Source organism: Corynebacterium sp. ES2730-CONJ (assembly GCF_024834055.1).
Lineage (GTDB): Bacteria > Actinomycetota > Actinomycetes > Mycobacteriales > Mycobacteriaceae > Corynebacterium.
Map to the genome: position 1 here is coordinate 155,421 of NZ_JANUXZ010000005.1, position 21,473 is coordinate 176,893.

19 protein-coding genes and 5 tRNA genes are annotated in these 21,473 nt (G+C 53.0%); 19 read left to right on the forward strand and 5 right to left on the reverse strand.

Annotated features, from left to right (window positions below):
• Window positions 1-48 precede the first annotated feature (48 nt).
• Window positions 49-1,188 carry an aminotransferase class V-fold PLP-dependent enzyme gene (locus NXS13_RS07580; protein WP_259289569.1) on the forward strand — a complete coding sequence of 380 codons (1,140 nt, stop codon included), beginning with the start codon at window positions 49-51 and terminating at the stop codon, window positions 1,186-1,188.
• Between the two features lie 141 nt (window positions 1,189-1,329).
• Window positions 1,330-1,686 (forward strand): hypothetical protein, encoded by a 357-nt coding sequence (locus NXS13_RS07585; RefSeq protein ID WP_259289570.1) that lies wholly within the window; start codon window positions 1,330-1,332, stop codon window positions 1,684-1,686.
• Window positions 1,687-1,813: 127 nt separating this feature from the next.
• On the opposite strand, the gene NXS13_RS07590 is transcribed toward NXS13_RS07585, so the two are convergent.
• Window positions 1,814-2,764 (reverse strand): NAD(P)H-quinone oxidoreductase, encoded by a 951-nt coding sequence (locus NXS13_RS07590; RefSeq protein WP_259289571.1) that lies wholly within the window; start codon window positions 2,762-2,764, stop codon window positions 1,814-1,816.
• 74 nt (window positions 2,765-2,838) lie between these two features.
• On the opposite strand from NXS13_RS07590, the gene NXS13_RS07595 reads away from it, so the two are divergent.
• Together NXS13_RS07595 and NXS13_RS07600 are read left to right on the forward strand one after the other, a co-directional pair.
• Window positions 2,839-2,923 (forward strand) — tRNA-Ser (locus tag NXS13_RS07595).
• An 852-nt stretch (window positions 2,924-3,775) separates the two neighbouring features.
• On the forward strand, window positions 3,776-4,273 hold the full coding sequence (locus tag NXS13_RS07600) for a DUF2127 domain-containing protein (protein ID WP_259289572.1): 498 nt from the start codon (window positions 3,776-3,778) through the stop codon (window positions 4,271-4,273).
• Here NXS13_RS07600 and hisC read toward each other — a convergent pair.
• Window positions 4,270-5,298, reverse strand: a complete 1,029-nt coding sequence (gene hisC / locus NXS13_RS07605) for a histidinol-phosphate transaminase (protein ID WP_259079171.1) — start codon at window positions 5,296-5,298, stop codon at window positions 4,270-4,272. The two genes, NXS13_RS07600 and hisC, sit on opposite strands and share 4 nt — an antisense overlap.
• Window positions 5,299-5,438: 140 nt before the next feature.
• Between hisC and NXS13_RS07610 the strand changes: the two genes are divergently transcribed.
• The 4 genes from NXS13_RS07610 to NXS13_RS07625 all read left to right on the forward strand — a co-directional run bounded on the left by NXS13_RS07610 (window position 5,439) and on the right by NXS13_RS07625 (window position 7,805).
• Window positions 5,439-5,530: transfer RNA gene (locus NXS13_RS07610), tRNA-Ser, on the forward strand.
• Window position 5,531: 1 nt separating this feature from the next.
• Window positions 5,532-5,607: transfer RNA gene (locus tag NXS13_RS07615), tRNA-Arg, on the forward strand.
• A gap of 453 nt (window positions 5,608-6,060) precedes the next feature.
• Window positions 6,061-7,638, forward strand: coding sequence for a DASS family sodium-coupled anion symporter (locus tag NXS13_RS07620; RefSeq protein WP_259158536.1), 1,578 nt, complete (start codon window positions 6,061-6,063; stop codon window positions 7,636-7,638).
• Window positions 7,639-7,729: 91 nt separating this feature from the next.
• A tRNA-Arg gene (locus NXS13_RS07625) sits at window positions 7,730-7,805 on the forward strand.
• A gap of 111 nt (window positions 7,806-7,916) precedes the next feature.
• Here the strand turns inward: NXS13_RS07625 and NXS13_RS07630 are convergent.
• Complete coding sequence (locus tag NXS13_RS07630; RefSeq protein ID WP_259079156.1) at window positions 7,917-8,936, reverse strand: prephenate dehydrogenase; 1,020 nt, start codon at window positions 8,934-8,936, stop codon at window positions 7,917-7,919.
• A gap of 38 nt (window positions 8,937-8,974) precedes the next feature.
• Between NXS13_RS07630 and NXS13_RS07635 the strand changes: the two genes are divergently transcribed.
• The 6 genes from NXS13_RS07635 (at window position 8,975) to tgt (ending at window position 14,454) form a co-directional block, all read left to right on the forward strand.
• Window positions 8,975-9,463, forward strand: a complete 489-nt coding sequence (locus NXS13_RS07635) for a tRNA adenosine deaminase-associated protein (RefSeq protein ID WP_259079147.1) — start codon at window positions 8,975-8,977, stop codon at window positions 9,461-9,463.
• A 104-nt stretch (window positions 9,464-9,567) separates the two neighbouring features.
• Window positions 9,568-9,999, forward strand: coding sequence for a nucleoside deaminase (locus tag NXS13_RS07640; RefSeq protein WP_259289587.1), 432 nt, complete (start codon window positions 9,568-9,570; stop codon window positions 9,997-9,999).
• 179 nt (window positions 10,000-10,178) lie between these two features.
• The gene (locus tag NXS13_RS07645; protein WP_259079146.1) at window positions 10,179-10,388 is read left to right on the forward strand and encodes a CsbD family protein; all 210 of its coding nucleotides are present in this window, start codon (window positions 10,179-10,181) and stop codon (window positions 10,386-10,388) included.
• Window positions 10,389-10,485: 97 nt separating this feature from the next.
• Window positions 10,486-10,576 (forward strand) — tRNA-Ser (locus NXS13_RS07650).
• A gap of 195 nt (window positions 10,577-10,771) precedes the next feature.
• Complete coding sequence (locus tag NXS13_RS07655) at window positions 10,772-13,165, forward strand: MMPL family transporter (protein WP_259158534.1); 2,394 nt, start codon at window positions 10,772-10,774, stop codon at window positions 13,163-13,165.
• A 26-nt stretch (window positions 13,166-13,191) separates the two neighbouring features.
• On the forward strand, window positions 13,192-14,454 hold the full coding sequence (gene tgt, locus NXS13_RS07660; RefSeq protein ID WP_259158533.1) for a tRNA guanosine(34) transglycosylase Tgt: 1,263 nt from the start codon (window positions 13,192-13,194) through the stop codon (window positions 14,452-14,454).
• Here the strand turns inward: tgt and NXS13_RS07665 are convergent.
• Entirely contained in the window at window positions 14,426-15,409 is a 984-nt protein-coding gene (locus tag NXS13_RS07665) for a hypothetical protein (protein ID WP_259289573.1), read from the reverse strand. The two genes, tgt and NXS13_RS07665, sit on opposite strands and share 29 nt — an antisense overlap.
• A gap of 230 nt (window positions 15,410-15,639) precedes the next feature.
• Between NXS13_RS07665 and NXS13_RS07670 the strand changes: the two genes are divergently transcribed.
• The 3 genes from NXS13_RS07670 (at window position 15,640) to NXS13_RS07680 (ending at window position 19,176) form a co-directional block, all read left to right on the forward strand.
• Window positions 15,640-16,926: a threonine/serine exporter ThrE family protein gene (locus NXS13_RS07670; protein ID WP_259079138.1), complete on the forward strand. Its 1,287-nt coding sequence runs from the start codon at window positions 15,640-15,642 to the stop codon at window positions 16,924-16,926.
• 138 nt (window positions 16,927-17,064) lie between these two features.
• Window positions 17,065-17,781, forward strand: a complete 717-nt coding sequence (gene deoD / locus NXS13_RS07675) for a purine-nucleoside phosphorylase (RefSeq protein ID WP_259289574.1) — start codon at window positions 17,065-17,067, stop codon at window positions 17,779-17,781.
• Window positions 17,782-17,823: 42 nt separating this feature from the next.
• Window positions 17,824-19,176, forward strand: coding sequence for an MFS transporter (locus tag NXS13_RS07680; protein WP_259079135.1), 1,353 nt, complete (start codon window positions 17,824-17,826; stop codon window positions 19,174-19,176).
• Between the two features lie 32 nt (window positions 19,177-19,208).
• Here the strand turns inward: NXS13_RS07680 and NXS13_RS07685 are convergent, their stop codons facing one another.
• On the reverse strand, window positions 19,209-19,859 hold the full coding sequence (locus tag NXS13_RS07685) for a queuosine precursor transporter (protein ID WP_259289575.1): 651 nt from the start codon (window positions 19,857-19,859) through the stop codon (window positions 19,209-19,211).
• 23 nt (window positions 19,860-19,882) lie between these two features.
• On the opposite strand from NXS13_RS07685, the gene gluQRS reads away from it, so the two are divergent.
• Window positions 19,883-20,767 (forward strand): tRNA glutamyl-Q(34) synthetase GluQRS, encoded by an 885-nt coding sequence (gene gluQRS / locus NXS13_RS07690; RefSeq protein WP_259289576.1) that lies wholly within the window; start codon window positions 19,883-19,885, stop codon window positions 20,765-20,767.
• A 115-nt stretch (window positions 20,768-20,882) separates the two neighbouring features.
• Window positions 20,883-21,428, forward strand: coding sequence for a hypothetical protein (locus tag NXS13_RS07695; protein ID WP_259289577.1), 546 nt, complete (start codon window positions 20,883-20,885; stop codon window positions 21,426-21,428).
• Window positions 21,429-21,473: the final 45 nt, after the last annotated feature.

Sequence of the window (21,473 nt, forward strand, 5' to 3'; positions counted from 1 at the left end):
GCACGCATGAGGGGTTTATACCCATCTTTAGCGGATGGCTGGATCTATATGAATGCCGCCCAGCGCCCCCAAATTCCCGAATCAGTCGCTAGCGCTACTGCCCGTGGTTTCCGCATGTCCGCGGTGATGGACTACGAAGAAAGCGCCTCCGGTTCTCATGGTCGCGCCGGCACCAGCGTTCGCTTCGGCGCCGATGGTTTGGAAAACAGTGCGCGCATCGCGGTGGCTGACCTCACCGGCACGACAGCTGACGCCATCATCTTTGGACCTAGCCTGCCTGTTCTATACGAACGTCTATCGCGTGCGGTGGAACCGCTCTTTCGCCGAGGCGGGGAGGTAGTTACCTCGAGATTTAATACTCACGCTATCACCGGTAGACCCACTATTGTTGCCGAGTCCGATTTAGGCACGGGAGAGGTACCTCCATGGCAATTTGCCACCCTCATTACCGGCTCCACCCGCCTGGTCTCGCTCATGAGTGCTCATCCGCTAACTGGCTCTATGCATGACCTGGTGCGCATGAGCGAGATTATTCACGCTACCTCCCGCAGTTGGTTGCTTGTCGACGCTACACCTACCTTGGGTTTTAGCTCCGTCACTTTCGAAGCTCTCGGCGCAGATATCATTGCGCTCGATTTGAGTGTTCTCGGGGGTCCTGCCCTATCCTGTCTAGCTTTTCAGCGTGCGAGCATGGTGCCGCGCCTTGCGGGGGATGTATTCATTAATGATGTCTCTTCAGCTTTGATGGCGGGAGTTATTGCGGCTATCGAGCACCTAGCCGATATGGAGGAGCAGGATCGCGGCTCCAGGCGGCGCCGTCTAGAGAGAAGTGTGTATTCTGCGGGGGAATACCTCACCGAATTAGGTCACTACCTCGATGATTCCTTACAACATATAAGTAGCGTATACACCTTTGGGCTCAGTGGGGAGTTAGCTATGGGTTCGGTGGTGCCACGGCTTCCTCGTGCCACTTTTTGCATTCCAGGTTTAAGCGCGGAAACAATCCATCAGTACCTGGTTGATAATCGCGTTGTGAGCACTCTGACCACGCATGACCCGCTGCTTGTAGCGATGGGCCTCAATCAGGAAGAAGGTGCTATTACGTGCAGTTTGGCTCCCTATAACACCAGGCACGATATTGATAGATTGGTCCAGAGTCTAGCTGCCCTCGTCGAGGGCGCCTGTTAGAGGAACTACCCCTTAAAAGGGTTGATTTCTAGTATTGGATATTTTAATAAATAACTATCTCATTATGATACTGATAGCCCGTAGACAACGTCGAAAGTGTCTACGCGTCTTCAAATTTAACCTTCAAGCTTAGGAGCTCTCATGAAGCGATTCTCTGCTGCCCTCATGGCTGCCGTTACCGCCTTGTCATTGTCCACTGCGGTGGCTCAGGCCAAGGATCAAACCTCTTCGACCATTTCGGATTACGAGACTGGGCGGTGGTTGATTGACAATGCCTCCAACCCTGATAATGTGCATCCCGGCTTCGGGTCCGCCATTGATGCATACGAGGACACTCCAGCAAACGCATGGGCGCTTAAGAGCTCGCTTAAGAATGATGCTGCTAATAATTACCGGATCGGTACAACCTACACCATCCTCTGGGCTACCGGTCTGACGCTGAGTATTGCCTCCATTCTTGCGTACCTCGCCCGCGAAGCGGGATTACTGCCTAAATAGGAATTCGCAAAACTGACGAAGCCTTCGCTTAGCTCCTGGCAGCGTGTACTCTTTGAGAAAATCGCTACACGAAAAAAGCGAGGGCTTCTCGCGTGCCCCCATGCGGAAGGGAGCTCAAACGCGAGTTTTACGAAACTTCCAAAACAAGTTTGCCAGAAACTTCACCAGACTTAAGTAAGTCGTGTGCCCGTTGAGCCTCCTCGAGTGGGAATACTCGGTGAATATGATGAGTAATCACTTCTGACTCCAAAAGAGGCCAGATATGACGTGTGGTATCGGCGACAACCCGAGCCTTATCGGCGCGGTCGCGGGCCCGCAAAGCAGTAGCCGAGATACTGCCCCGCTTGGTTAAGAGCTTGCCAATATTGAGCTCACCTTTGACCCCACCCTGGAGCCCAATAATGACCATATGTCCATCAGGAGCAAGGGCGTCGAGATTAGCGTCAAGGTATTTTGCGCCCATGATATCAAGGATACGGTCGCAGGAATTCTTCAACTCGTGGGCGAAATCCTGCTCTTTATAATTGATGGTGATATCGGCTCCTAAAGAGCGACACAGTTGCAATTTCTCATCACTGCCAGCTGTCACCGCAATTCGAGCCCCAATATGTTTTGCCAGTTGGATAGCAAAGGTGCCGATTCCCCCTGCGCCACCATGAATCAGAATGGTCTGTCCTTTTTCTAAGCCTGTTAACATGCCGATATTCGACCACACGGTGGTTGCCACCTCTACTACTGCAGCCGCCTCAGCGAAACTATAACCCGCCGGAATTGGGAAGAGTTGACCTTCAGGTACTGCCACATATTCGGCGTAACCACCACCAGCAAGCAAACACGCAACCTTTTCGCCCTTCTTCCTATGAGTGGTCCCAGGATCGACGATTTCTCCTGCGCACTCCAATCCGAGGATCTCGGATTCCCCTGCAGGGGGTGGATAGTGGCCGGCAGCTTGCAAGATATCAGCGCGATTAACGCCTACCGCGCGCACCTTAACAAGTACTTCTCCATCAGCGATACGGGGAGTTGGTGTCTCGAGGAGTTCGAGTTTTTTGGATTCTGTAATTGCGATAGCTTTCATAACAGTCAAGGCTACCGTAGATTATGCGTGTCCTTCAGAAAAGATGTATGATCTGGGAAGCGAAAAATCGCACTGGAGATGTGGCAGAGCGGCCGAATGCACTGGTCTTGAAAACCAGCGTTGGGAAACCAACCGGGGGTTCAAATCCCTCCATCTCCGCAAGGAAAAAAACCCAGCTACCTCGTGTAGCTGGGTTTTCTGCTGTCTAGCAGGGGTTATCGTCTCCTGTGAGGTATCTGCTGTTGTTCTCGTTTGTCTCCTGTGAGGTATCTGCTGTTGTTCTCGTTTGTCTCGAGAATGGCCCTAAGGTGGCCCCAAAATGACCCTAGTGGCCCCAAAATGGCCCCAAAATTAAACTGTCAAGAATCCAGCAGGAGCCCACACTCCGATGGCGAAAATCGACGCCACCCCTATACAAAAAACTCATAGCCCGAAAACAGTGGGGTTGGTGGGAGTCTCCCTGCTACAGATTGTCTACTGCTTTCTGCTTTTCTTCTGATGTAGACCCCTCACCCAATCCACCCTCGCCTGCTGTGTCCTGAGAGGTTATGTGCCCGCAAAGATATGCTGTTTTTTTCGATGGAACCTGCCGTCTACGAATAATCACGGTCGAAAAGATTAACTAGCTAGTGGGAGACGTACGAGCGAGGCGACGAGTGATTGCTATGTCCTCCGTGGTGAAAGTGGTATCCCCTTGAGGTGACCAATAACTCCTCTCCCATTTAATATCTGGCAGTATTTCTCATAAAATCAGGCCAACTCTTAAAAGGAGGCGAGCAATTACGAGTGGGCTAACGCATAAGATCCCGAACCTTGATGTGGATTATAAATGCCTGGAAATCATCGCTCTGAAAGCCGCGAAATCAACGTAGTCATTTAGAATCTGAAGAAGCAGCCGCTGTCTGGTGTTTTTCCGTGGCAGGGTTACAATAGTCGCCAGTAGTTTACTTCGCGAAAGGGGTGTAATCCCAGCGGAGTGAAGAACTTCTGTGGCGCTGGAAAGGACAGTGTGTGAGTCTGAAAAACGCAGACCTAAGTACGCAAGATAAAGTCTTGATTCGCACCTTCAAAGCGACGCTGTGGTTCAAGCTAATCTTGGGATTCTTCGAGCTTATCCTTGCCGCCCTGATCAAGGTCATTCCTGTGGAACGCTGGCGCGATATGGCTGAATGGCTCACCCGCGATCAGCTCCTCGCCGACCCCTCCGCTCCATTCGCGCGCGCGGTTATCAATAGCGTCGACAGTATTGACATCAGCACTCAGAACTATATCGTCTTCTATCTAGTAGTTCATGCGGTGGTGAAAACCATCCTGATTGTGGCAGTTTTGCGCGGCAAATTATGGGCCTATCCTCTGATGATCGCCGTTTTAGTGGGCTTTGTAGTCTATCAAAGCTATGAGATGTATTTTGAGGTCACTATTGGGCTGCTCACCCTGACTATTATCGATATCATCCTCATTTGGTTGACTATCCATGAATGGCGAATTAAGACGCGTTTGAAGTTCTAGGCCAGTCCACAAGCCTCCCACGCTCCCATCAGCGCATCGCACTCTGTAGATGTGGTCACGGTTATGCGCAGGCCTTCTGGGAAAGCGCGTGTGATCACCCCTTGTTCGCGTAAGTTCGCAGCTATTATCGACGCCTGATCAGTGGGGTACCAGAGGAAATTTGCTTCAGAATTGCCGCACTCTAGAAAATCGGCGAGCCGTGCGCGTTGTGCCACGACTTCTTCGGTGCGTTCTAAAATTTCGTCATGAGCGTGCAGGCTGGCTATAGCTGCTGCTTGAGCGAGCGAATTTACCCCGAACGGGATCGCGACCTTATCCAGGGCCGTCATAATCGCGGGATTGCCGAAAGCGTAGCCGATACGCAAACCTGCAAGGCCATACGCTTTCGAGAAGGTTCTTAAGCCCACCAGATTGGGATAGCGCTGAAGGTAGCGGAGGGCAATGGGTGCACGCGGATCGCGGAGGTATTCAATATAGGCTTCGTCGAGCGCAACAATAACAGTAGACGGCACTTGATCCATAAATTCTTCAAATTCTGGTGCGCGCAGGGCTGTACCAGTGGGGTTATTGGGATTGCATAAGAAGATCAAACGCGTCTGCTCTGTAATAGCAGCCAGCATCGCTTCTAAATCGTGCTCAAAGTTTGAGGTGAGAGCCACTGGAACGGGACGGGCGCCGGCGACGCGCGCAAAAATGGGGTAGCCCTCAAAACTGCGCCACGGAAAGATGACCTCCTCGCCCGCCAGGCAGCTAATCTGCACAAGTTGTTGGCACAGCGCAGAGGATCCGCAACCTACAGTGACGCAGGCTTCATCTAATTCCAAGTGGTCAGCGAGCTCAGCTTTCAAGGCGCGGGCGGACATATCTGGATACCTATTCACCCCAGCTACCGCAGAATGCATGGCTTCCTGAACGCTTGGAAGTGGCGGGTGGCTGAGTTCGTTGCTGGAGAGCTTAAGGGCGTGAGGCAGGTTTTCACCTGGAATATAGGGAGGAATGTCGTTCAAGTCGCCGCGTATGTGCATGGGTTTATTCTAGACTGCAGGGTGCTGAATCATCGCGTTGAGCGTCGAGAATACAAGGTTTTACTTGGCAGTTTTGCGCCGCGGCTGGGGTTGTGCGTATTATTTAGCGAGATTCAATTATTTGGATCGCCTTGTGGTTTGGAGACGTGCCAGAGCGGCCGAATGGGGCTCACTGCTAATGAGTTGTCCTTTTAACGAAGGACCGGAGGTTCAAATCCTCTCGTCTCCGCCAGGCGCCCGTAGCTCAACGGATAGAGCATCTGACTACGGATCAGAAGGTTGGGGGTTCGAATCCCTCCGGGCGCACCAAATAAATCCCAGCCAGATTACCAACTGGCTGGGATTTCTCATGTGCCATCAGCGTTCTTTAGACGCGTTAATCGCGGTGCCCGCGTGAATCTTCGCGATTTCAGGTGATAATGCATGTGCACATCGTAAAGCTAACGATGCCGCCTGAAGAGGAACTTAAGAACACGTTTCCACCCCTATCTAGGGGCTTATGCATCAGTTTTTGCGGAGAAATATACGGATTTGGAAAATGGTATATCCTGCAAGTTTGACCCTTTTAGGGTGTCTGTGGCCGGGAAAATAACGTTTTTCTTAGGTGCAACCAAAGTCATTAAGGGTAATCTAATGAGCTACTACTGGTTTCGTAACCGCTGACTGATATCATGCGACGTTCGGCCGAGGATTGGAGGCTGCGAGACTCACTTAGTCGGTCTTGGCAATCCAAAGACCGCTGACGAAGGAGGTTGATATTCCATGAGTATTCCTATTATTCACGAGTCATCAGCGCACGCCCTCGCTGAAGATTCACAAGCTCTTGACCCCAAAGAGTGGCGCCGCGAAGCGATCGGCCTCATCGGTGGTCTCGTCGCCGCGATCATTATTTATCTAATCTTCCCGCAATCCTCAGTGGAGCTAGTGCGCGAGCTCAAACCCGATCAGGAATTTGATTATAATACGCTCCGTATCACCGCCGCGGTGGCGGTGCTCATGGGAGCGTGGTGGATGACAGAGGCGATCCCCTTGGCCGCTACAGCGCTCGTTCCACTTGTCGCTTTCCCGATGGCTCAGGTTATCGGGTTTGGAGATATTTCCGCCCCCTATGCCTCTCCCACAATCTTCCTCTTTATGGGTGGCTTCATCCTTGCTCTCGGGATGCAGCGGTGGAATTTACACCGTCGACTTGCCTTAAATGTTGTGCTCCTAGTGGGTACCAAACCCAAGCAGCTCATCGCTGGCTTTATGTTAGCCACCGGATTCTTGTCTATGTGGGTTTCTAATACCGCTACTGCTGTGGTCATGCTACCCATTGGCATATCGGTATTACAGCTCACTGCAGATACCGTCGGGGGAATGGCTCATCAAAAGAAATTTGCCACCGGTTTAATGCTCGCCATTGCTTATGCTGCTTCCATCGGTTCCTTGGGCACCATCATTGGTACCCCACCAAACGCGCTGCTCGTGGCTTATATGGCGGATAACCACAACGTTAAAATCGGATTCGGGCAGTGGATGCTGGTTGGCATTCCATTAGCGTTGGTATTTATGGTGATCGCCTGGGCGGTTTTAATCACGGTATTTAAACCTGAAGTCGATCATATTCCGGGGGGACGGGAGATGATCCGCCGGGAACTTGCTCTCATGGGACCCATCCGCTTCGGTGAAGGTGCCACCGCAGTGATCTTTATTGGAGCGGCCCTCGCGTGGGTTTTTCTCCCCTTGGCAATTTCTTGGACCGGATCCGATATTAAGGTAGCCGATGCTGCTATCGGGCTCAGTGCCGCGATGCTGATGTTTATTATCCCTGCTAATCCCAAGACCGGCGTTCGTTTGATGGATTGGAAAACAGCTAATGAGCTCCCCTGGGATGTGCTTCTTCTTTTCGGTGGTGGCCTAGCGTTGTCGAAAATGTTCGCCACGTCGGGGCTTTCTTTGTGGATTGGTGAATTAGCTAAAGGCTTCGGAGTGCTTCCCGTTATTCTGCTGATCTTCGCCATTGCTGCAGTGGTCTTATTGCTCACAGAATTCACGTCAAATACTGCCACCGCGGCTACCTTCCTGCCAATCATGGCCGGGGTAGCCATAGGTATTGGGCTTACGGCTTCGGGAGATCAGAATATTCTGCTGCTCACGATTCCAGTTGCGCTCTCCGCAACCTGCGCATTCATGCTGCCAGTGGCTACCCCACCTAATGCTATCGCCTATGGTTCTGGATACGTCAAAATTGGCGATATGATCAAGGGTGGTATCTGGTTGAATGTAATCGGAGTTGTACTCGTTACCCTTGTAACTTATTTCCTTGCAGTTCCTGCCTTTGGCCTCATTGTGCTGTAGGGATCTCATGAAATGGCCGTCTATTAGGCCATTTGCGAAAGTCTTTAGCTGCGGTGTAGTGTTTTACTTCGTTGCACCGCAGCGCAATTTTGCGCCCGTAGCTCAACGGATAGAGCATCTGACTACGGATCAGAAGGTTGGGGGTTCGAATCCCTCCGGGCGCACCATAAAAAGAAAACCCACTTCACACCAAGTCTGAAGTGGGTTTTCTTTTTGTTCTCGGGCCTCGCGGTAGAAGCTAGCTGGAGATGCCTTTATATGCTCCTGTCTGCCTGTTATTAGAGCACTTCGATGCGGGCACCAAGATTTTCGGCCTGAATAAGCTGATTGGCCCAATCGGTGCCGTCGTGGTGCAACCGGAAAACGGGGCGATTGGAGATCTTGGCGGGGCTGACAGACTGAGAGGCATTAAGACCTGAGCGCGCTTCAAAGCGCACGCGAGAGCGGTAACCACTATCGACTAAATCTTGAATTTCAGCCTGTGGTGGGCTCAGATGGGCACGAGCATCACGGAGAATGCTTAAACATTCATCGAGTGCCTCACCGAGGGCAAGATGGTTGGTCTCGCACATCGAACGAACCAAGGATGGTGATGTGCCGGCAACACGGGTGGCATCGCGAAAGGAACCAGCCGCGAGAGAGAGGGCGAGTGCCCCACCATTATCTCCCACGATCGCGAGGGCCTCAGCGAGAATATGAGGTAGATGGCTCACCCGTGCAACGGCCAGGTCATGGGCATGGACCCGAGCGGGTACCACCTCCGCCCCCACGAGAGTGGCCATATGCACCACATCAATCCAGAGACGTTTCCAGGTACGGCTAACCTCTGTTGAATCGACGAGGTGATCAAAGGTAACTACCCACACGGCGCGGCGAAAGAGCTCTGGGAAGGAAGCGTCCCACCCTGATTCGGCCGTGCCTGCCATGGGGTGCCCTCCCACGTAGCGGTCTTGCATATTCCGGCTTTTCACGAGGGCATATACTTCGCCTTTGACGCTGACGACATCGGTGAATCCGCAGTGCGGAGCATATTCATTCAAAGCGTCGAGTAGCGAGGCGACAGCGGGCATTGGAGTAGCGAGGACGATAAGAGCATTACTCTCCGCCGCGCGACTTAGAGCCTCGGTGAGATCCGTGGTCACATCAAAGCCTTCCGCGCGGGCCTTGCGGGTTGCAGACGGTGAACGGTTGTGGCCGAAGACGTCGACGCCGTGCTCGTGGAGGGCGCGCATGAGTGAGCCTCCGATCAGACCGAGGCCAAGAATGCAGACGGGACGGGAAATTTGGTTAATACTCACATGCTAAGTGTGGCACACAAGGACTAAGGTTGTTCGGTATGGAGCGTAATTTTGCCGTAACTGTCACCCGATCCGAATCGAACTGGCAGGTTCGACGGTTTTCTGAGGACTCTACCAATATCGAAACCGCCATTAAGGCTGTGCGCGGCTTGCGCGCGGAGTCTGCGGCCTTTGCCCTCTTATGTGTCGATGATGAGTACTTTGTCATCGTCCGTCCAACTCCGAGCCGCGTCCGACTCTTTCTTTCCGACGCCTCCATGGCAGCTGTCGATGACTTCGCCGCTTCGCTCCTCGAAGAGATGGATATTGATATACCCGATATTCCCGAGGAGGACTTTGCCGACACCGAAGGCTGGCCTGACGGCGATTTCGATATTCTAGCCGATCTTGGCATCAGCGAGCAGGTACTTTCTATCCTGTGCGATGAATCCGAGTGGTGGGCCTCTGAACAGCTGCAGAGCTTGTGTGAAGAATTAGGCTGCGAGGAGGAATTCAGTCGCGCCGTCGGTATGGATATCAGCGAATAGAGCGCCTGATGGATCCGCGCCCTCAGACCTCTCGCCCTGCAACGAGCAGTGTTGATCCACCAGTATTACCGCGCCCCGAGCACCAGCAGGGTGCAGAGACCTATATGCGCCGTGCTCTTGCTGAGGCCACGAGGTGCCCAGGTGTAGAGATCCCCGTGGGGGCGGTGGTGATTAATGCGGCCGGGGATGTTATTGGTATGGGGCATAATCGTCGGGAAACTGATCGGGACCCCTTCGGTCATGCCGAAATGATGGCATTAGCTCAAGCAGCGCAGCACCACGATGACGGGTGGCGCTTAACGGGATGTACCCTAGTAGTCACGCTTGAGCCTTGTGCCATGTGCGCGGGCGCGGCGGTTTCTGCTCGGATCGATCATATAATTTTTGGGGCCTTTGAGCCCAAGACCGGAGCGTGTGGCTCGTGGATTGATATCCCTCGGGCACCGCTAGCTGTCCACAGCCCGCAGGTTTCGGGTGGGGTGCTTGGCGATGAGTGCGCATCTCTCCTGCGCCAGTTTTTTCGTTCATTACGTTGATTCTGCAGGCTAGCGGTAGCTCATCCTGTGGATCTTCTTATAAAAGACGTAGCTCTTTTAGGAATTTAGGATTATAATGGGGCGTGCAGCTGTACCCAGCTGCTCTAGGATAAAAATCAGTATCGGCTCCCCTCGGCAATGACCGGTGTGGTAGCGGTACTGGAACTAAAGGAGCAATAATGTCTGATTTCGACAATACCGTTGACGACCTTAAAGGCAAGGCTAAGGAAGCCGCTGGTGACCTTACTGATAACGAGAGCCTCAAGGATGAGGGCAAGGCCGACCAGGTCGTTGCTGATGTTAAGGATGCCGTGCACAATGCCGGCGACAAGGTTAAAGAAGTAGCCGATAAGGTAATTGGTTCCTTCAAGAAGGACGACGAGAAGTAAATTCTCGCAAAGCTTATTTTGCCCTCCCACAGATTATGTGGGAGGGCGTTTTTATATAATTTGCCCCCGCGTTCCCCATCCCCTAAACTTTGCAAACGGTGGCGTGTCCGAGTGGCCGAAGGTGCTCGCCTCGAAAGCGAGTGTTGGGTAACCCCCAACCGCGGGTTCAAATCCCGCCGCCACCGCCAATAATGAGAGGGTCAGCTGTTTAATCGACAGCTGATCCTTTTCGTTTTAGAACCCCTAACCCGCAGGTCTGGTACCCATACTTACTCTAAACGCAGACCAGAAGCAGAAGAGAAGCAAAAGAGAAGCTCTGCCATCCAGGGTGAAGTAGTAGCATATGGGAGAAGGAATATACGCAGGGGAGAAAGGGAGCATTCGTGGCACGATTGCTGTACAGAATAGGCGTCTGGTCGTTTCGAGCGCGCTGGTTCGTTATTGTTGCGTGGTTGCTGATCCTAGGAGCACTCGGTGGATCAGCCTTTGCCTTCGAGAAGGGTTATAATGACGTCTTCGCCATCGAAGGAACCCAGGCTGAAAAAGCAACCGACCTGCTCGCGCGCAATTTCCCAGATCAAAAATCTCCCCTCGATTCCACCGGCGTCACCATTGCGTTCAAGGCTCCACCGGGGGAAAAGTTAACTGATCCTCAAAATTCCGCTGCCGTTGATGAGGTCGTGGAATATATCGAGAAGAACCTTGAAGGCCTCACGGATACGCAGCGCTTTGGTAATCCCGTCACCTTAAGCCCTCAACTGCAGAAATACGTGATCGAGGCGGCCACGGAACAGGGCTTTCCCGAGGAGAATGCGCGCCTAGACGCCCAGAATCTTGCACTGCTCAGTGCCGATGACACCATTGGTTATACGACATTTTCCTTTGATGTTCCCCTGCCCGCCGATGTCAGCGACGATCAGCGGGAAACGGTGGCGGTGGCTATGGATTTGGGTCGCGCCGCGGGCCTAGAAGTCGAGGCGGGTGGCCCGGGCTACGGCGACCCGATCGTGATCGAGGAAACCTCGGAGATCATCGGACTAGCCGTAGCGGCCATCATTCTCATCTTCACCTTCGGTTCCCTTGTCGCAGCCGGTATGCCCCTGTTGATCGCGGTGATGTCGGTCGCGTTGGGCTCACTCGCGGTCACCCTCGCAACGGCGTGGGTGCCCCTGAATAACATCACTCCCGTTCTTGCCGTCATGTTAGGTCTCGCTGTGGGTGTCGACTACGCCCTGTTTATCCTCTTTCGCTATCGAGAGGAACTCAAGCGCTATCCTCCCGAAGAAGCAGTCGGGATGGCGGTGGGCACCGCTGGGTCCGCGGTAGTCTTTGCAGGCCTGACTGTGATTGTTGCCCTTGTTGCACTGGCAGTGGCGAATATTCTCTTCCTCACCTATATGGGTCTAGCCGCAGCTTTAACTGTTCTTATTGCAGTGACGGTATCACTAACCATGCTGCCTGCAGTGCTCGGTGTGCTTGGCGATCGAGCCTTTAAGGGCCGGATTCCGTGGATTGAGAACCGCCGCAAACCAGCGGTCACCATGGGGCAACGCTGGGTTACTCTCGTGCATCGCTTCCCCGGAGTGGTCATCGCCGTGGTGATCTTCTTACTCGGCGCGCTCACTGCTCCAGGGCTCAATTTGCATCTCTCCCTGCCCTCTGATGGCCAATCGCCGTATGAGACGACGCAACGCAAACAAGCCGAATTACTCTACGAAGGTTTTGGTCCGGGTGCTGATGCTCAATTCCTCGTGGTCGCTGATGCCCATCAGGTCGATCCCGAAGCCGCTGTTCTCGCGCCCGTGGTGGCAGCCCAAGAAGCTGACCACAATCCCAGCACGGGTCCTTTTGACCGCAGCGCTGCGGCAGCCTTTGCCTCCTACCTCCATGTCATCCAAAAATTCTCGGTTAATCAAGATGTCAAGCATATCCAGATCGTCGAAGTATCCGATGATGGTAAAGCGGCTCAGATGCTACTCACCTCAGCGCGATCGAATATTGACCCCGCAACTAACGAGCTCATCAATGCGCTACGTGACCAAGAATCTGAGATAACAAAGAGCACAGGTATCACTACAGGAATCACCGGACTTGTGCCCGTGCAGCAGGATGTGGTTAACCGCCTAGCTGATGCGATGCCGTTATATCTCTTGATCGTAGTGGGTCTTGCCATCGTACTTTTACTCATAATCTTCCGCTCGGTGGTGGTGCCACTGATCGCTGGTCTTGGATTCTTGCTATCAGTAGGTGCCGCCTTCGGTGTCACTGTTCTCTTCTGGCAAGAGGGCCTATGGGGTCTGGTTGGGACGCCTGCACCCATTATCGCTTTTATGCCCATCTTCCTCATTGGCGTCTGTTTTGGGCTGGCGATGGATTATCAAGTATTCATTGTCTCGGCGATGCGGGAACATTATTCCCACAGTGCAGAGGGCGAAGATTCGCCCTATAACCGCAATGATGCCTCGGTCATTTTTGGCTTCACCCACAGTGCACGCGTGGTCACGGCTGCAGCGCTGATTATGATCGCCGTCTTTGCCGCTTTTATCGGACAACCGCTGCCCTTTATCAAGATCTTCGGTTTCGGACTCGGTGCCGGCGTACTTTTCGACGCTTTCTTAATTCGCATGGCATTTGTTCCCGCCGCTATGTTCATCTGCGGACGCGCAACCTGGTGGATGCCGGCATGGTTGGATAAGATCCTTCCGCATCTTGATGTTGAAGGCACGTCTCTAGAATCAGGACAGGACACCAAGAAGGCGGCGCGCGTCGATCTTTAAGGGTGCCATGCAGTAAACTGTCGACCATGGATTTGAGCTTTACTGTTGGCACTGAACTAGAACCTGCCCCGGGACGTCATGGTCGTACCGGGGTCATTCATACCCCGCATGGCGATATTGCTACCCCTGCTTTTATCCCAGTGGGAACAAAGGCCACGGTGAAGACTCTCACCCCAGAACAAGTGCGCGAAACTGGTGCCCAAGCGGTTTTGTCGAATGCTTATCACCTTTACCTCCAACCAGGTCCTGATATTGTCGACGAGGCTGGGGGAGTAGCTGCCTTCGAGAATTGGAACGGGCCAACCTATACAGATTCTGGTGGATTCCAAGTGATGAGCTTGGGAGTTGGTTTCAAGAAGGTTCTCGCCATGGATACTGCCCAGCTCACTGAGGGAGATATCCGGGCCAAGAAGAAAGACCGCTATGCGAATGTGGACGAAGATGGGGTAGATTTCCGCAGTGTTATCGATGGGTCGAGGCACCGCTTCACCCCAGAGAAATCAATGCAGATCCAACACCAGCTCGGTGCCGATATTATGTTCGCTTTCGATGAGCTGACTACTCTCGTTGACACCCGTCTTTACCAGGAGCAATCTGTAGAGCGTACCCACCGCTGGGCGCAACGTTGCTTAAGTGAACATGACCGACTGACGCGCGAGCGGGCGCACAAACCGAAGCAGTCCCTTTGGGGTGTGGTGCAGGGTGCGCAGTACGAAGACCTGCGGCGCAAGGCAACACGAGGTCTCATTGAATTATCTGCTGCGCACGAGGCGGAAGGAAAGCGCGGCTTTGGAGGGTTCGGTATTGGTGGCGCATTGGAAAAGGAGAATTTAGGGACCATTGTCGGCTGGGTCTGCGATGAATTACCGCGCGAAAAACCGCGCCATTTGCTGGGCATTTCCGAACCAGACGATCTTTTTACTGCCATCGAGGCCGGAGCCGATACCTTCGACTGTGTAGCCCCCACGAGGTTGGGGCGACGCGGAGGTGTGTACACCCTTGATGGGCGCGTTAATCTCACAGCCGCACCGTATAAACGCGATTTTAGGCCGGTCGATGAGGAATTCGGCGGATACCTTTCGGAAAATTATACGCGCGCCTATATCCATCACCTGTTCAAGGCCAAGGAATTCCTCGGAGGAACATTATGCACCATGCACAATGTGACTTTTATGGTGCGACTCGTTGACAATATTCGAGCCTCCATCGACGGTGGATATTACAACGAGTTCAAGGAAGAATTCCTCGGCCGCTATTATGCTAAGAAGTCCACGGCTTCAGGTTCTTAGGATACCGCGACGTATCAACTGTGCTGGATACCTCGGGGGTGAGGTCTGCGATGCCATCACCAAGGGTGACCAGATTATCGTGGGAGACAATACGTACCGTTTCGCCCCTGGTGTCAACGCTGATATCCCCGAGGGTGATCAGCGCATTATGGGGAAGATTCTCTTCGGCCTTGCCTAGGCGCGGGGCGAACCAGTCCACATCGAGTTCTGGCGGGAATTTTAGAGAGCCCTTAATATAATTCCCCCTCCCAGCTCCGGTGGTGGTTGGCCATGGGTCGAAGCCGCTATGATCCTCACAGATGAAGTTCTCCGCGTTCTCAAAATCACAGTAGATTTCGTGTTCGCCCATGGGTATGCCAAGGACCTTAGCCATATCCGCCTGGGCGCTGATCACTTTATGGTGTGCATTACCGCGCAAGGATGCAGGAGTGATATCTGCTGGTGGGGCCGTAGTGAAATCGAGGTGGAGGGGAGTGGATTGTAGGTCGCCTTCGAGATCAACGCCGCTGTTTAAAAGTCGGTACCTGATGGTGCTGCCGTCAACGGTTGCGCTGATGAGCCCAGTTTCGCTGTGAATATCGGAAAGGTTCTGCGCCAGGAAATAGGGTGCATCGGTAATAAGTTTATCGTGGCTAAAGAGCAGCATACTCTCGCGGCGTGACCCCGGTTGGCTCAGGTTCTCATTGTTGAGGTTGCCCTCGAGTACTACCCAACTGAGTGGTTGGCACGGGTCGAAGTGATTATCACGCACCCGAAATTCAAAAACCTGATTGTCTGTATCCGAGGTGCGGATGATTTTGTGGGGCAGCCAGACGCCGAGTGCGGTTTCGGCGAGATCGAGAGTGGAATAGGGGCAGCCTGGGGTGCTCTCGGCACTGTTCATTCCTTGATCGGGGGAGGAGCAAGCGGTGAGTATGAGGGCGAATCCGGTGATGACGAATGTCTTCGCGCGCATGAGGGTTCTTCTTTCTTTGTTTTCCTAAAAGCGTGCCAGAGATTATGCTAGCGCTAATGGAAATGCATATATTCGGATATATGGATATCACCTGCGCACATTCGCCCAATGGTGGCGAAGAGCATAGTGTGATAATGACAATAGAAAAAAGCGGTTGTGGCTTGTAGAATGCGTTAGTGAAAAACTCAGCCCTTCCCGCGCTATTTGATTATCGTTTACAATAAGCAACCGTGGATTATCTCAAGCGACAACTGGAAATGGGTGTCGAGGCGGATCAAATAATGCGCCTTGGCACCATGCTCCTCTGCTCTGGCACCGGCGGTTATCGCGTGGTGCGCGCCATGAAACGCGCCGCTCGCTCGATCGGCTTCGATGATCTCGCCGTCGTCGTCAATATTGACTCGCTTGTGTGCACCTTCTACAAAGGCAGCGAATTTCGCACCCTGGTATCCTCGAACGCCGTGCTCGCGATTAATTCCTCGCGCATCGAAGCGATTGAGGATTTTACCCATAACCGCCTGCATCACCCAATTACGCTCGGGGAATTGCAGGCCACCCTCGATTGGATCGAACAGGTTACCGGGCCTCGGTGGAGCTGGTGGGAGAAAGCTCTCGCGGCAGGGCTAGCCTGTGCTGGCTTCGCTTTGCTGAACCACTTTCTCCTGCTTACCTCGGCGATCGTGGCGGTGGCCGCGGGCATTGGTCAGATAGTGCGTGGGCTGCTAGCGCACCGGCATTTTAATCACCTTGGAACCACAGCCATTGCGGGCGTGATATCGAGCTTGGTGTTCTTTGGCTTAGGGTTACTCGCTTTTCACCAGGGAATTATCGGCCGCGATCAGCTTTCAGCTGGATATGTAGCGAGTGTGCTCTACCTGATTCCCGGGTTCCCACTCTTCGCAGCCCTGCTTGACTTGGCGCGCTTTGATATCACTGCTGGCTTCTCCCGATTGATTTATGCCATCCAGATCAGCCTCGCTGCCACCTTCGCCGTGACCATGACGGGTCTCGCTATCAGCCTCAATCCCTCACACCCTATCTATTATGAGACGGGATTAAAGTGGTTCGGGATCGCTACCGTTGCTAGCTTCTTTGGTATCGCCGGTTTCGCGGTGCTCTTTAATTCATCACGGCGGATGATTGTGCTGGCAGCAAGCCTAGGTACGGTGGTGAACTTAGTGCGCTTGGCACTCGTAGAACTAGGGTATCCACTTTTCCTCTGTGCCTTTATTGGAGGGCTCCTTATTGGGTTGATGGGGCCGGCATTAGTGGGGCGCTTTGATATACCGCGTATTACTATGACGGTGCCTGCCTCTGTCATTATGATCCCAGGTCCTATGATGTACCGTGCGGTGTATGGATTAGTGAGTCACGATATCTCCAGCGCCATTGCAAATGCCGTGGATGCGGGATTGGTTATCTTCTTTATCGCGGGCGGCTTGTCGGTAGCTCGAATGGCCACCGATAAGGATTGGGCCTTTGGGCATCCGATCGATTTTCGCAAAAAATTGGTTTAGGGCTATGCCCTTGCTCACAAAAGATAGCATCTGTGCTTTGGGGCATTGACATATGTTCGATCCGTGGCTTAACTGGTTGCTAAAGGGTCAATTATCCCAGACAACCCTCATATAATCCCATACAGCCAAGGAGGAACCATGGCCGAGAAGAGCACCCCACATATCAACCCTAAAGGCGTCGATATCGCCGAGACCATTCTTTTGCCCGGCGACCCACTACGCGCCAAATTCATTGCCGATACCTACCTCGACGATGTCGTGCAATTCAATGAAGTCCGCAATATGCTCGGCTTCACTGGCACCTACCAAGGAACCCCAGTCTCGGTCATGGGATCCGGCATGGGAATGCCATCAATTGGCATCTATGCCTACGAACTCATCAATTTCTTTGGCACGAAAAAAGTCATCCGGGTAGGCTCCATCGGCGCGATGCAGGAAAATATCAATCTCTACGATGTCATCGTTGGCGCATCTGCGTCCACCGACTCCAATTTCATGTCGCAGTACAATATCCCAGGTACCTACGCTCCTACCGCGTCCTGGAAGCTCCTCAAGGCAGTGACCGATCAGGCAGCAGAGCAGAATGTACCTGTACATGTGGGCAATATTCTTTCTTCCGATATCTTCTATAACGACGACGAAACCGCCAACGCCCGCTGGGCTCGGATGGGCGTGCTGGGTGTCGAAATGGAATCTGCAGCCCTCTATGCCATCGCTGCGCGCGCCGGGGTCGATGCCCTTGGTATTTTCACCACCTCCGACAACCTCGTTACCGGTGCCCGCGCCACCGCTGACGAGCGTCAAAATGCCTTCACTCAAATGATGGAATTAGCTTTGCCGTTGGCTAAGCTCTAAGCGTTCAACCCGTCCTATTGGCTCGTTATCTAAGGGTAGTTTATGAAAACCTCTACCGGCAGCGCTCCTGCCTCACCAGCGCTTAACCCCAAAGCCGCGGTACCCGTATTGCTCTTCTCCTTCGTTTTCTGCCTGGTGGTCGACAACGGATTCAAAACCATGACCGGCCCAATGGCTGAAGGCTTAGGCATCGCTCCCAATGTTGCCAGCCTACAAGCCTCCCTCGCGGGTGTGATTATTGGTATCGGCGCCGTTGTCTACGCTGCGCTCGCTGATTCTATCTCCATTCGCAAGCTCATGATCGTCGGCGTTATTCTTACTACCGTCGGCTCGCTCATGGCTTTCTTCTTCTCCACTATCTGGCCCATGGTGCTACTCGGCCGCATTGTACAAACCGCTGGTCTCGCCTCCGCAGAGACCTTATACGTGATCTACGTAACCAAGCACTTAGAAGAGAAAGATCAGAAGACCTACCTCGGCTTCTCCACTGCGGCCTTCCAATCAGGCTTACTCATTGGCGCCTTGACCTCAGGCTTCATCTCCACCTATATCTCATGGACCGCGATGTTCTTGGTACCACTGGTACTCATCCTCACCGTTCCCTTCCTGATAAAGAATGTTCCTGAGGAAGTCTCTACAGATGGTTCACTCGATCTCTACGGATTAATCCTCATCGCGGTCTTCGCTGCCTCGTTAACGATGTTCCTCCAAGCCTATAACCCGATCTGGCTTGTTATGGCCATTGCTGGTATTGCGCTTTTCGCCTTCCACGTGGTCAAAGGCAAGGCCCCGCTAGTAACGGTGGAATTTTTCAAAAACCAACGCTACGTCTGGGCAATCGCACTGGTCTTTATTATCTACTCCACCCAATTAGGCTATATCTTCCTCTTGCCCTTCGCCGGCAGTGATCTCTACGGATTAAGCCAGGATAGAAGCGCCATGCTGATGATTCCAGGCTATGTCTGCGCCATTATCGTCGGCGTGTTATCGGGAAAGATCGGACGGGTGCTCAATTCCCGGATCACCATTTTGATTGCGCTCGCCTCAATTATCGCGGCCTTGCTGTTGGGAGTCCTAGCTATTGAGGTCTCTATTTGGGTGATGGTATTCTCCATCGTGCTCTTTGCCTCTGGTTTTGCCCTGCTCTATGCCCCCTTGGTGAAGACCGCCTTGAGCAATATCCCCGCCGCTAAGTCGGGTATTGCGATCGGTTTCTACAACCTCACTATTAATATTGGCATCCCGCTTGGCATCGCCTATACTGCGCGCCTCCAGGCAACGGATCTAAGCTATAACTCGATTCTTTTAGTGCTGGCACTCATTGCCGCCTTCGGCACCGCAATGTATTTTATGGCGGATTATTTCATGAGCGTGAAGGAAAAACGCGCTGCATAGAAAAATTCCCTCTCAATACGAGAGGGAATTTTTTATTCGGTGATCAGCTCGCGCTGCTTGACCAGGGCGATCACTCGATAAGTAACTGGCATAACAAGAATCTCCACTCCGGTTTTCCATAGGAAGCCCACGAGAACATAATTAGCCGTATCCCCCACGGTGCTAATGCCAATAACAGGTGCTGCAATCAAGCAAAAAATTAAAGTATCACCGAATTCTCCCAGGACCGTTGACCCTAATAACCGCTTCCATAGTCCGTGCTCGCCAAGACGATCTTTCATCCAGGTCAACAACCAAGCATTCAATAATTGCCCCACCGCATATCCGGCGAGCGAAGCTACGACGATCTGAGGCACCAATCCTAAGGTAGTAGCGAAGGCCTCCTGGCCAACGTAGAAATCCGCGGCGGGCAATGCAATGGCGATATAAAAACTCACCACCGTCAGTAGCATCGCCGCAAAACCTGTCCAGATCGCTCGTCTCGCCGCTCTAAACCCATAACACTCGCTCAAGACATCGCCGATAATATACGCCGCGGGAAAGAGGAAAAAGGCCCCGTCCGTCACCAGTGGACCCATCATCACGCCTTTGGTCGACGTGATATTCGAAATGATGAAAATAGTGACAAAGAGTGCCAAGAGCACAGGATAAGCACTTGATGGGGTGGGGATATAACGTGACATGGAAAAGATTCTACGATAAGACTATGAGCACCCCCACTTCTGCAGCCGGCCGCTATGCCCCTAGCCCCAGTGGCGACCTCCACTTCGGTAATCTGCGCACTGCCACTCTTGCATGGTTGTTCGCCCGGCAATCGGGGCGGCGGTTTCTGCTTCGTGTTGAAGATATTGATACCCAACGATCATCCATGGATTCAGCTGTGCGCCAGATTGAGGATCTTAGTGCCCTCGGCCTCGATTTCGATGGAAGCGTCCTGTACCAGCACGATCGCTTCTCCGCCTATTCTCAGGCTTTGGAGAAATTGCCCTATTATGAGTGCTATTGTTCGCGCAAGGATATCGCTGAGGCTTCTTCTGCTCCCCACATTATCCCCGGCCACTACCCTGGTACCTGCCGCGATCTTAGCGCCGAGGTGCGTGAAAAGAAGCGGGCCGAATTAGCCACCTCAAATCGCGTTCCCGCACTGCGCCTGCGTGCGCAGGTGAGCCAGTGGGATATAACAGATTACTATGCGGGCACTGTTCGCGGACCGGTGGATGATATGATTCTGCGCCGCGGCGGTCAGAGTCCTGATTGGGCCTATAATTTGGCGGTCGTAGTTGATGATGCCTATCAAGGTGTTGATCAAATTGTGCGCGGCGATGACCTCTTAAGTTCCGCTCCCCGCCAAGCCTATCTTGCGCACCTTTTAGGGTTTGAGGTACCGGAATTCGTCCACGTCCCGCTGGTCCTTAATAGCAAAAGACAGCGTCTTGCAAAGAGAGACGGGGCAGTGACCTTCCGGGAGATGGAGGATGTTTTTCCCCGCATCGCACGTTCGATCGGAGTCGATGCTCGTACCCCTGAGGAATTGCTTAATGCCTTTGATCCTCAGACCTTATCGCGCGAGCCCTATATCTTTTCCGGTTAAGGAATATATGCAGGGTAGCTATGATAAAGGTACTTTTCCCTGTTCTTGGCACTGCTTAGATTGTTCCCAGGACGCACCGTGTCACGAATTTTTCTCTCTTATGAAGGAAATCCCTATGGTTGCTATTATCCAGGCCCTTGCCGGCATTATTCTTGCCATAATCATTGGACTTGTCGGTTTCTCCAGCTCAGGTGAGCTAAAAAGTTCGGAGAGATTTACCCCCAACGATGCTGTTGCGCCGAACTGGGAGGTGAATCTTCCTCATACGGCTCACCCAGTGACGCCTGAGCAATTAGATCAGGTGCGCCGCGGCACGTGGTATTTAGATATCACAGGAGATACATCAGAGTATTATTTACAATTCGGCGAATATTTTAAGGATCTTTCAGAGGATGCTAAGCCCTTCCCGACAGCTGATCTGCCAGGGGATACTCAGTTCATAGATTATCCCTACGATTGCAATGCCTCGACCCGCTGGGCTCATTTTCAGGAAGATCGTCTGATTGCCCTAGGGGCTTTTTCTACCCGCGTGGGTTGCCCTGCCTTTACATACGGTCAGCTTATTGCCCGGTATATGGAGCAGGGGCCGCGCGCGTACCTTGATGCGGAGGGGCGGCTGTATCTTGCGGTTGATGGCAAAGCCCTCGCGTATCGACGCTAAACCAGCACAAGGGATTCTCTTCGCTTGCTATGGCTGGGCACTCAC

Coding starts and splice junctions, on each gene's coding strand:
- NXS13_RS07580 (WP_259289569.1), top strand. CDS start 49: ATGAATGCCGCCCAGCGCCCCCAAATTCCCGAATCAGTCGCTAGCGCT.
- NXS13_RS07585 (WP_259289570.1), top strand. CDS start 1,330: ATGAAGCGATTCTCTGCTGCCCTCATGGCTGCCGTTACCGCCTTGTCA.
- NXS13_RS07590 (WP_259289571.1), bottom strand. CDS start 2,764: ATGAAAGCTATCGCAATTACAGAATCCAAAAAACTCGAACTCCTCGAG.
- hisC (WP_259079171.1), bottom strand. CDS start 5,298: ATGCACATACGCGGCGACTTGAACGACATTCCTCCCTATATTCCAGGT.
- NXS13_RS07620 (WP_259158536.1), top strand. CDS start 6,061: ATGAGTATTCCTATTATTCACGAGTCATCAGCGCACGCCCTCGCTGAA.
- NXS13_RS07635 (WP_259079147.1), top strand. CDS start 8,975: ATGGAGCGTAATTTTGCCGTAACTGTCACCCGATCCGAATCGAACTGG.
- NXS13_RS07640 (WP_259289587.1), top strand. CDS start 9,568: ATGCGCCGTGCTCTTGCTGAGGCCACGAGGTGCCCAGGTGTAGAGATC.
- NXS13_RS07645 (WP_259079146.1), top strand. CDS start 10,179: ATGTCTGATTTCGACAATACCGTTGACGACCTTAAAGGCAAGGCTAAG.
- tgt (WP_259158533.1), top strand. CDS start 13,192: ATGGATTTGAGCTTTACTGTTGGCACTGAACTAGAACCTGCCCCGGGA.
- NXS13_RS07665 (WP_259289573.1), bottom strand. CDS start 15,409: ATGCGCGCGAAGACATTCGTCATCACCGGATTCGCCCTCATACTCACC.
- deoD (WP_259289574.1), top strand. CDS start 17,065: ATGGCCGAGAAGAGCACCCCACATATCAACCCTAAAGGCGTCGATATC.
- NXS13_RS07680 (WP_259079135.1), top strand. CDS start 17,824: ATGAAAACCTCTACCGGCAGCGCTCCTGCCTCACCAGCGCTTAACCCC.
- NXS13_RS07685 (WP_259289575.1), bottom strand. CDS start 19,859: ATGTCACGTTATATCCCCACCCCATCAAGTGCTTATCCTGTGCTCTTG.
- gluQRS (WP_259289576.1), top strand. CDS start 19,883: ATGAGCACCCCCACTTCTGCAGCCGGCCGCTATGCCCCTAGCCCCAGT.
- NXS13_RS07695 (WP_259289577.1), top strand. CDS start 20,883: ATGGTTGCTATTATCCAGGCCCTTGCCGGCATTATTCTTGCCATAATC.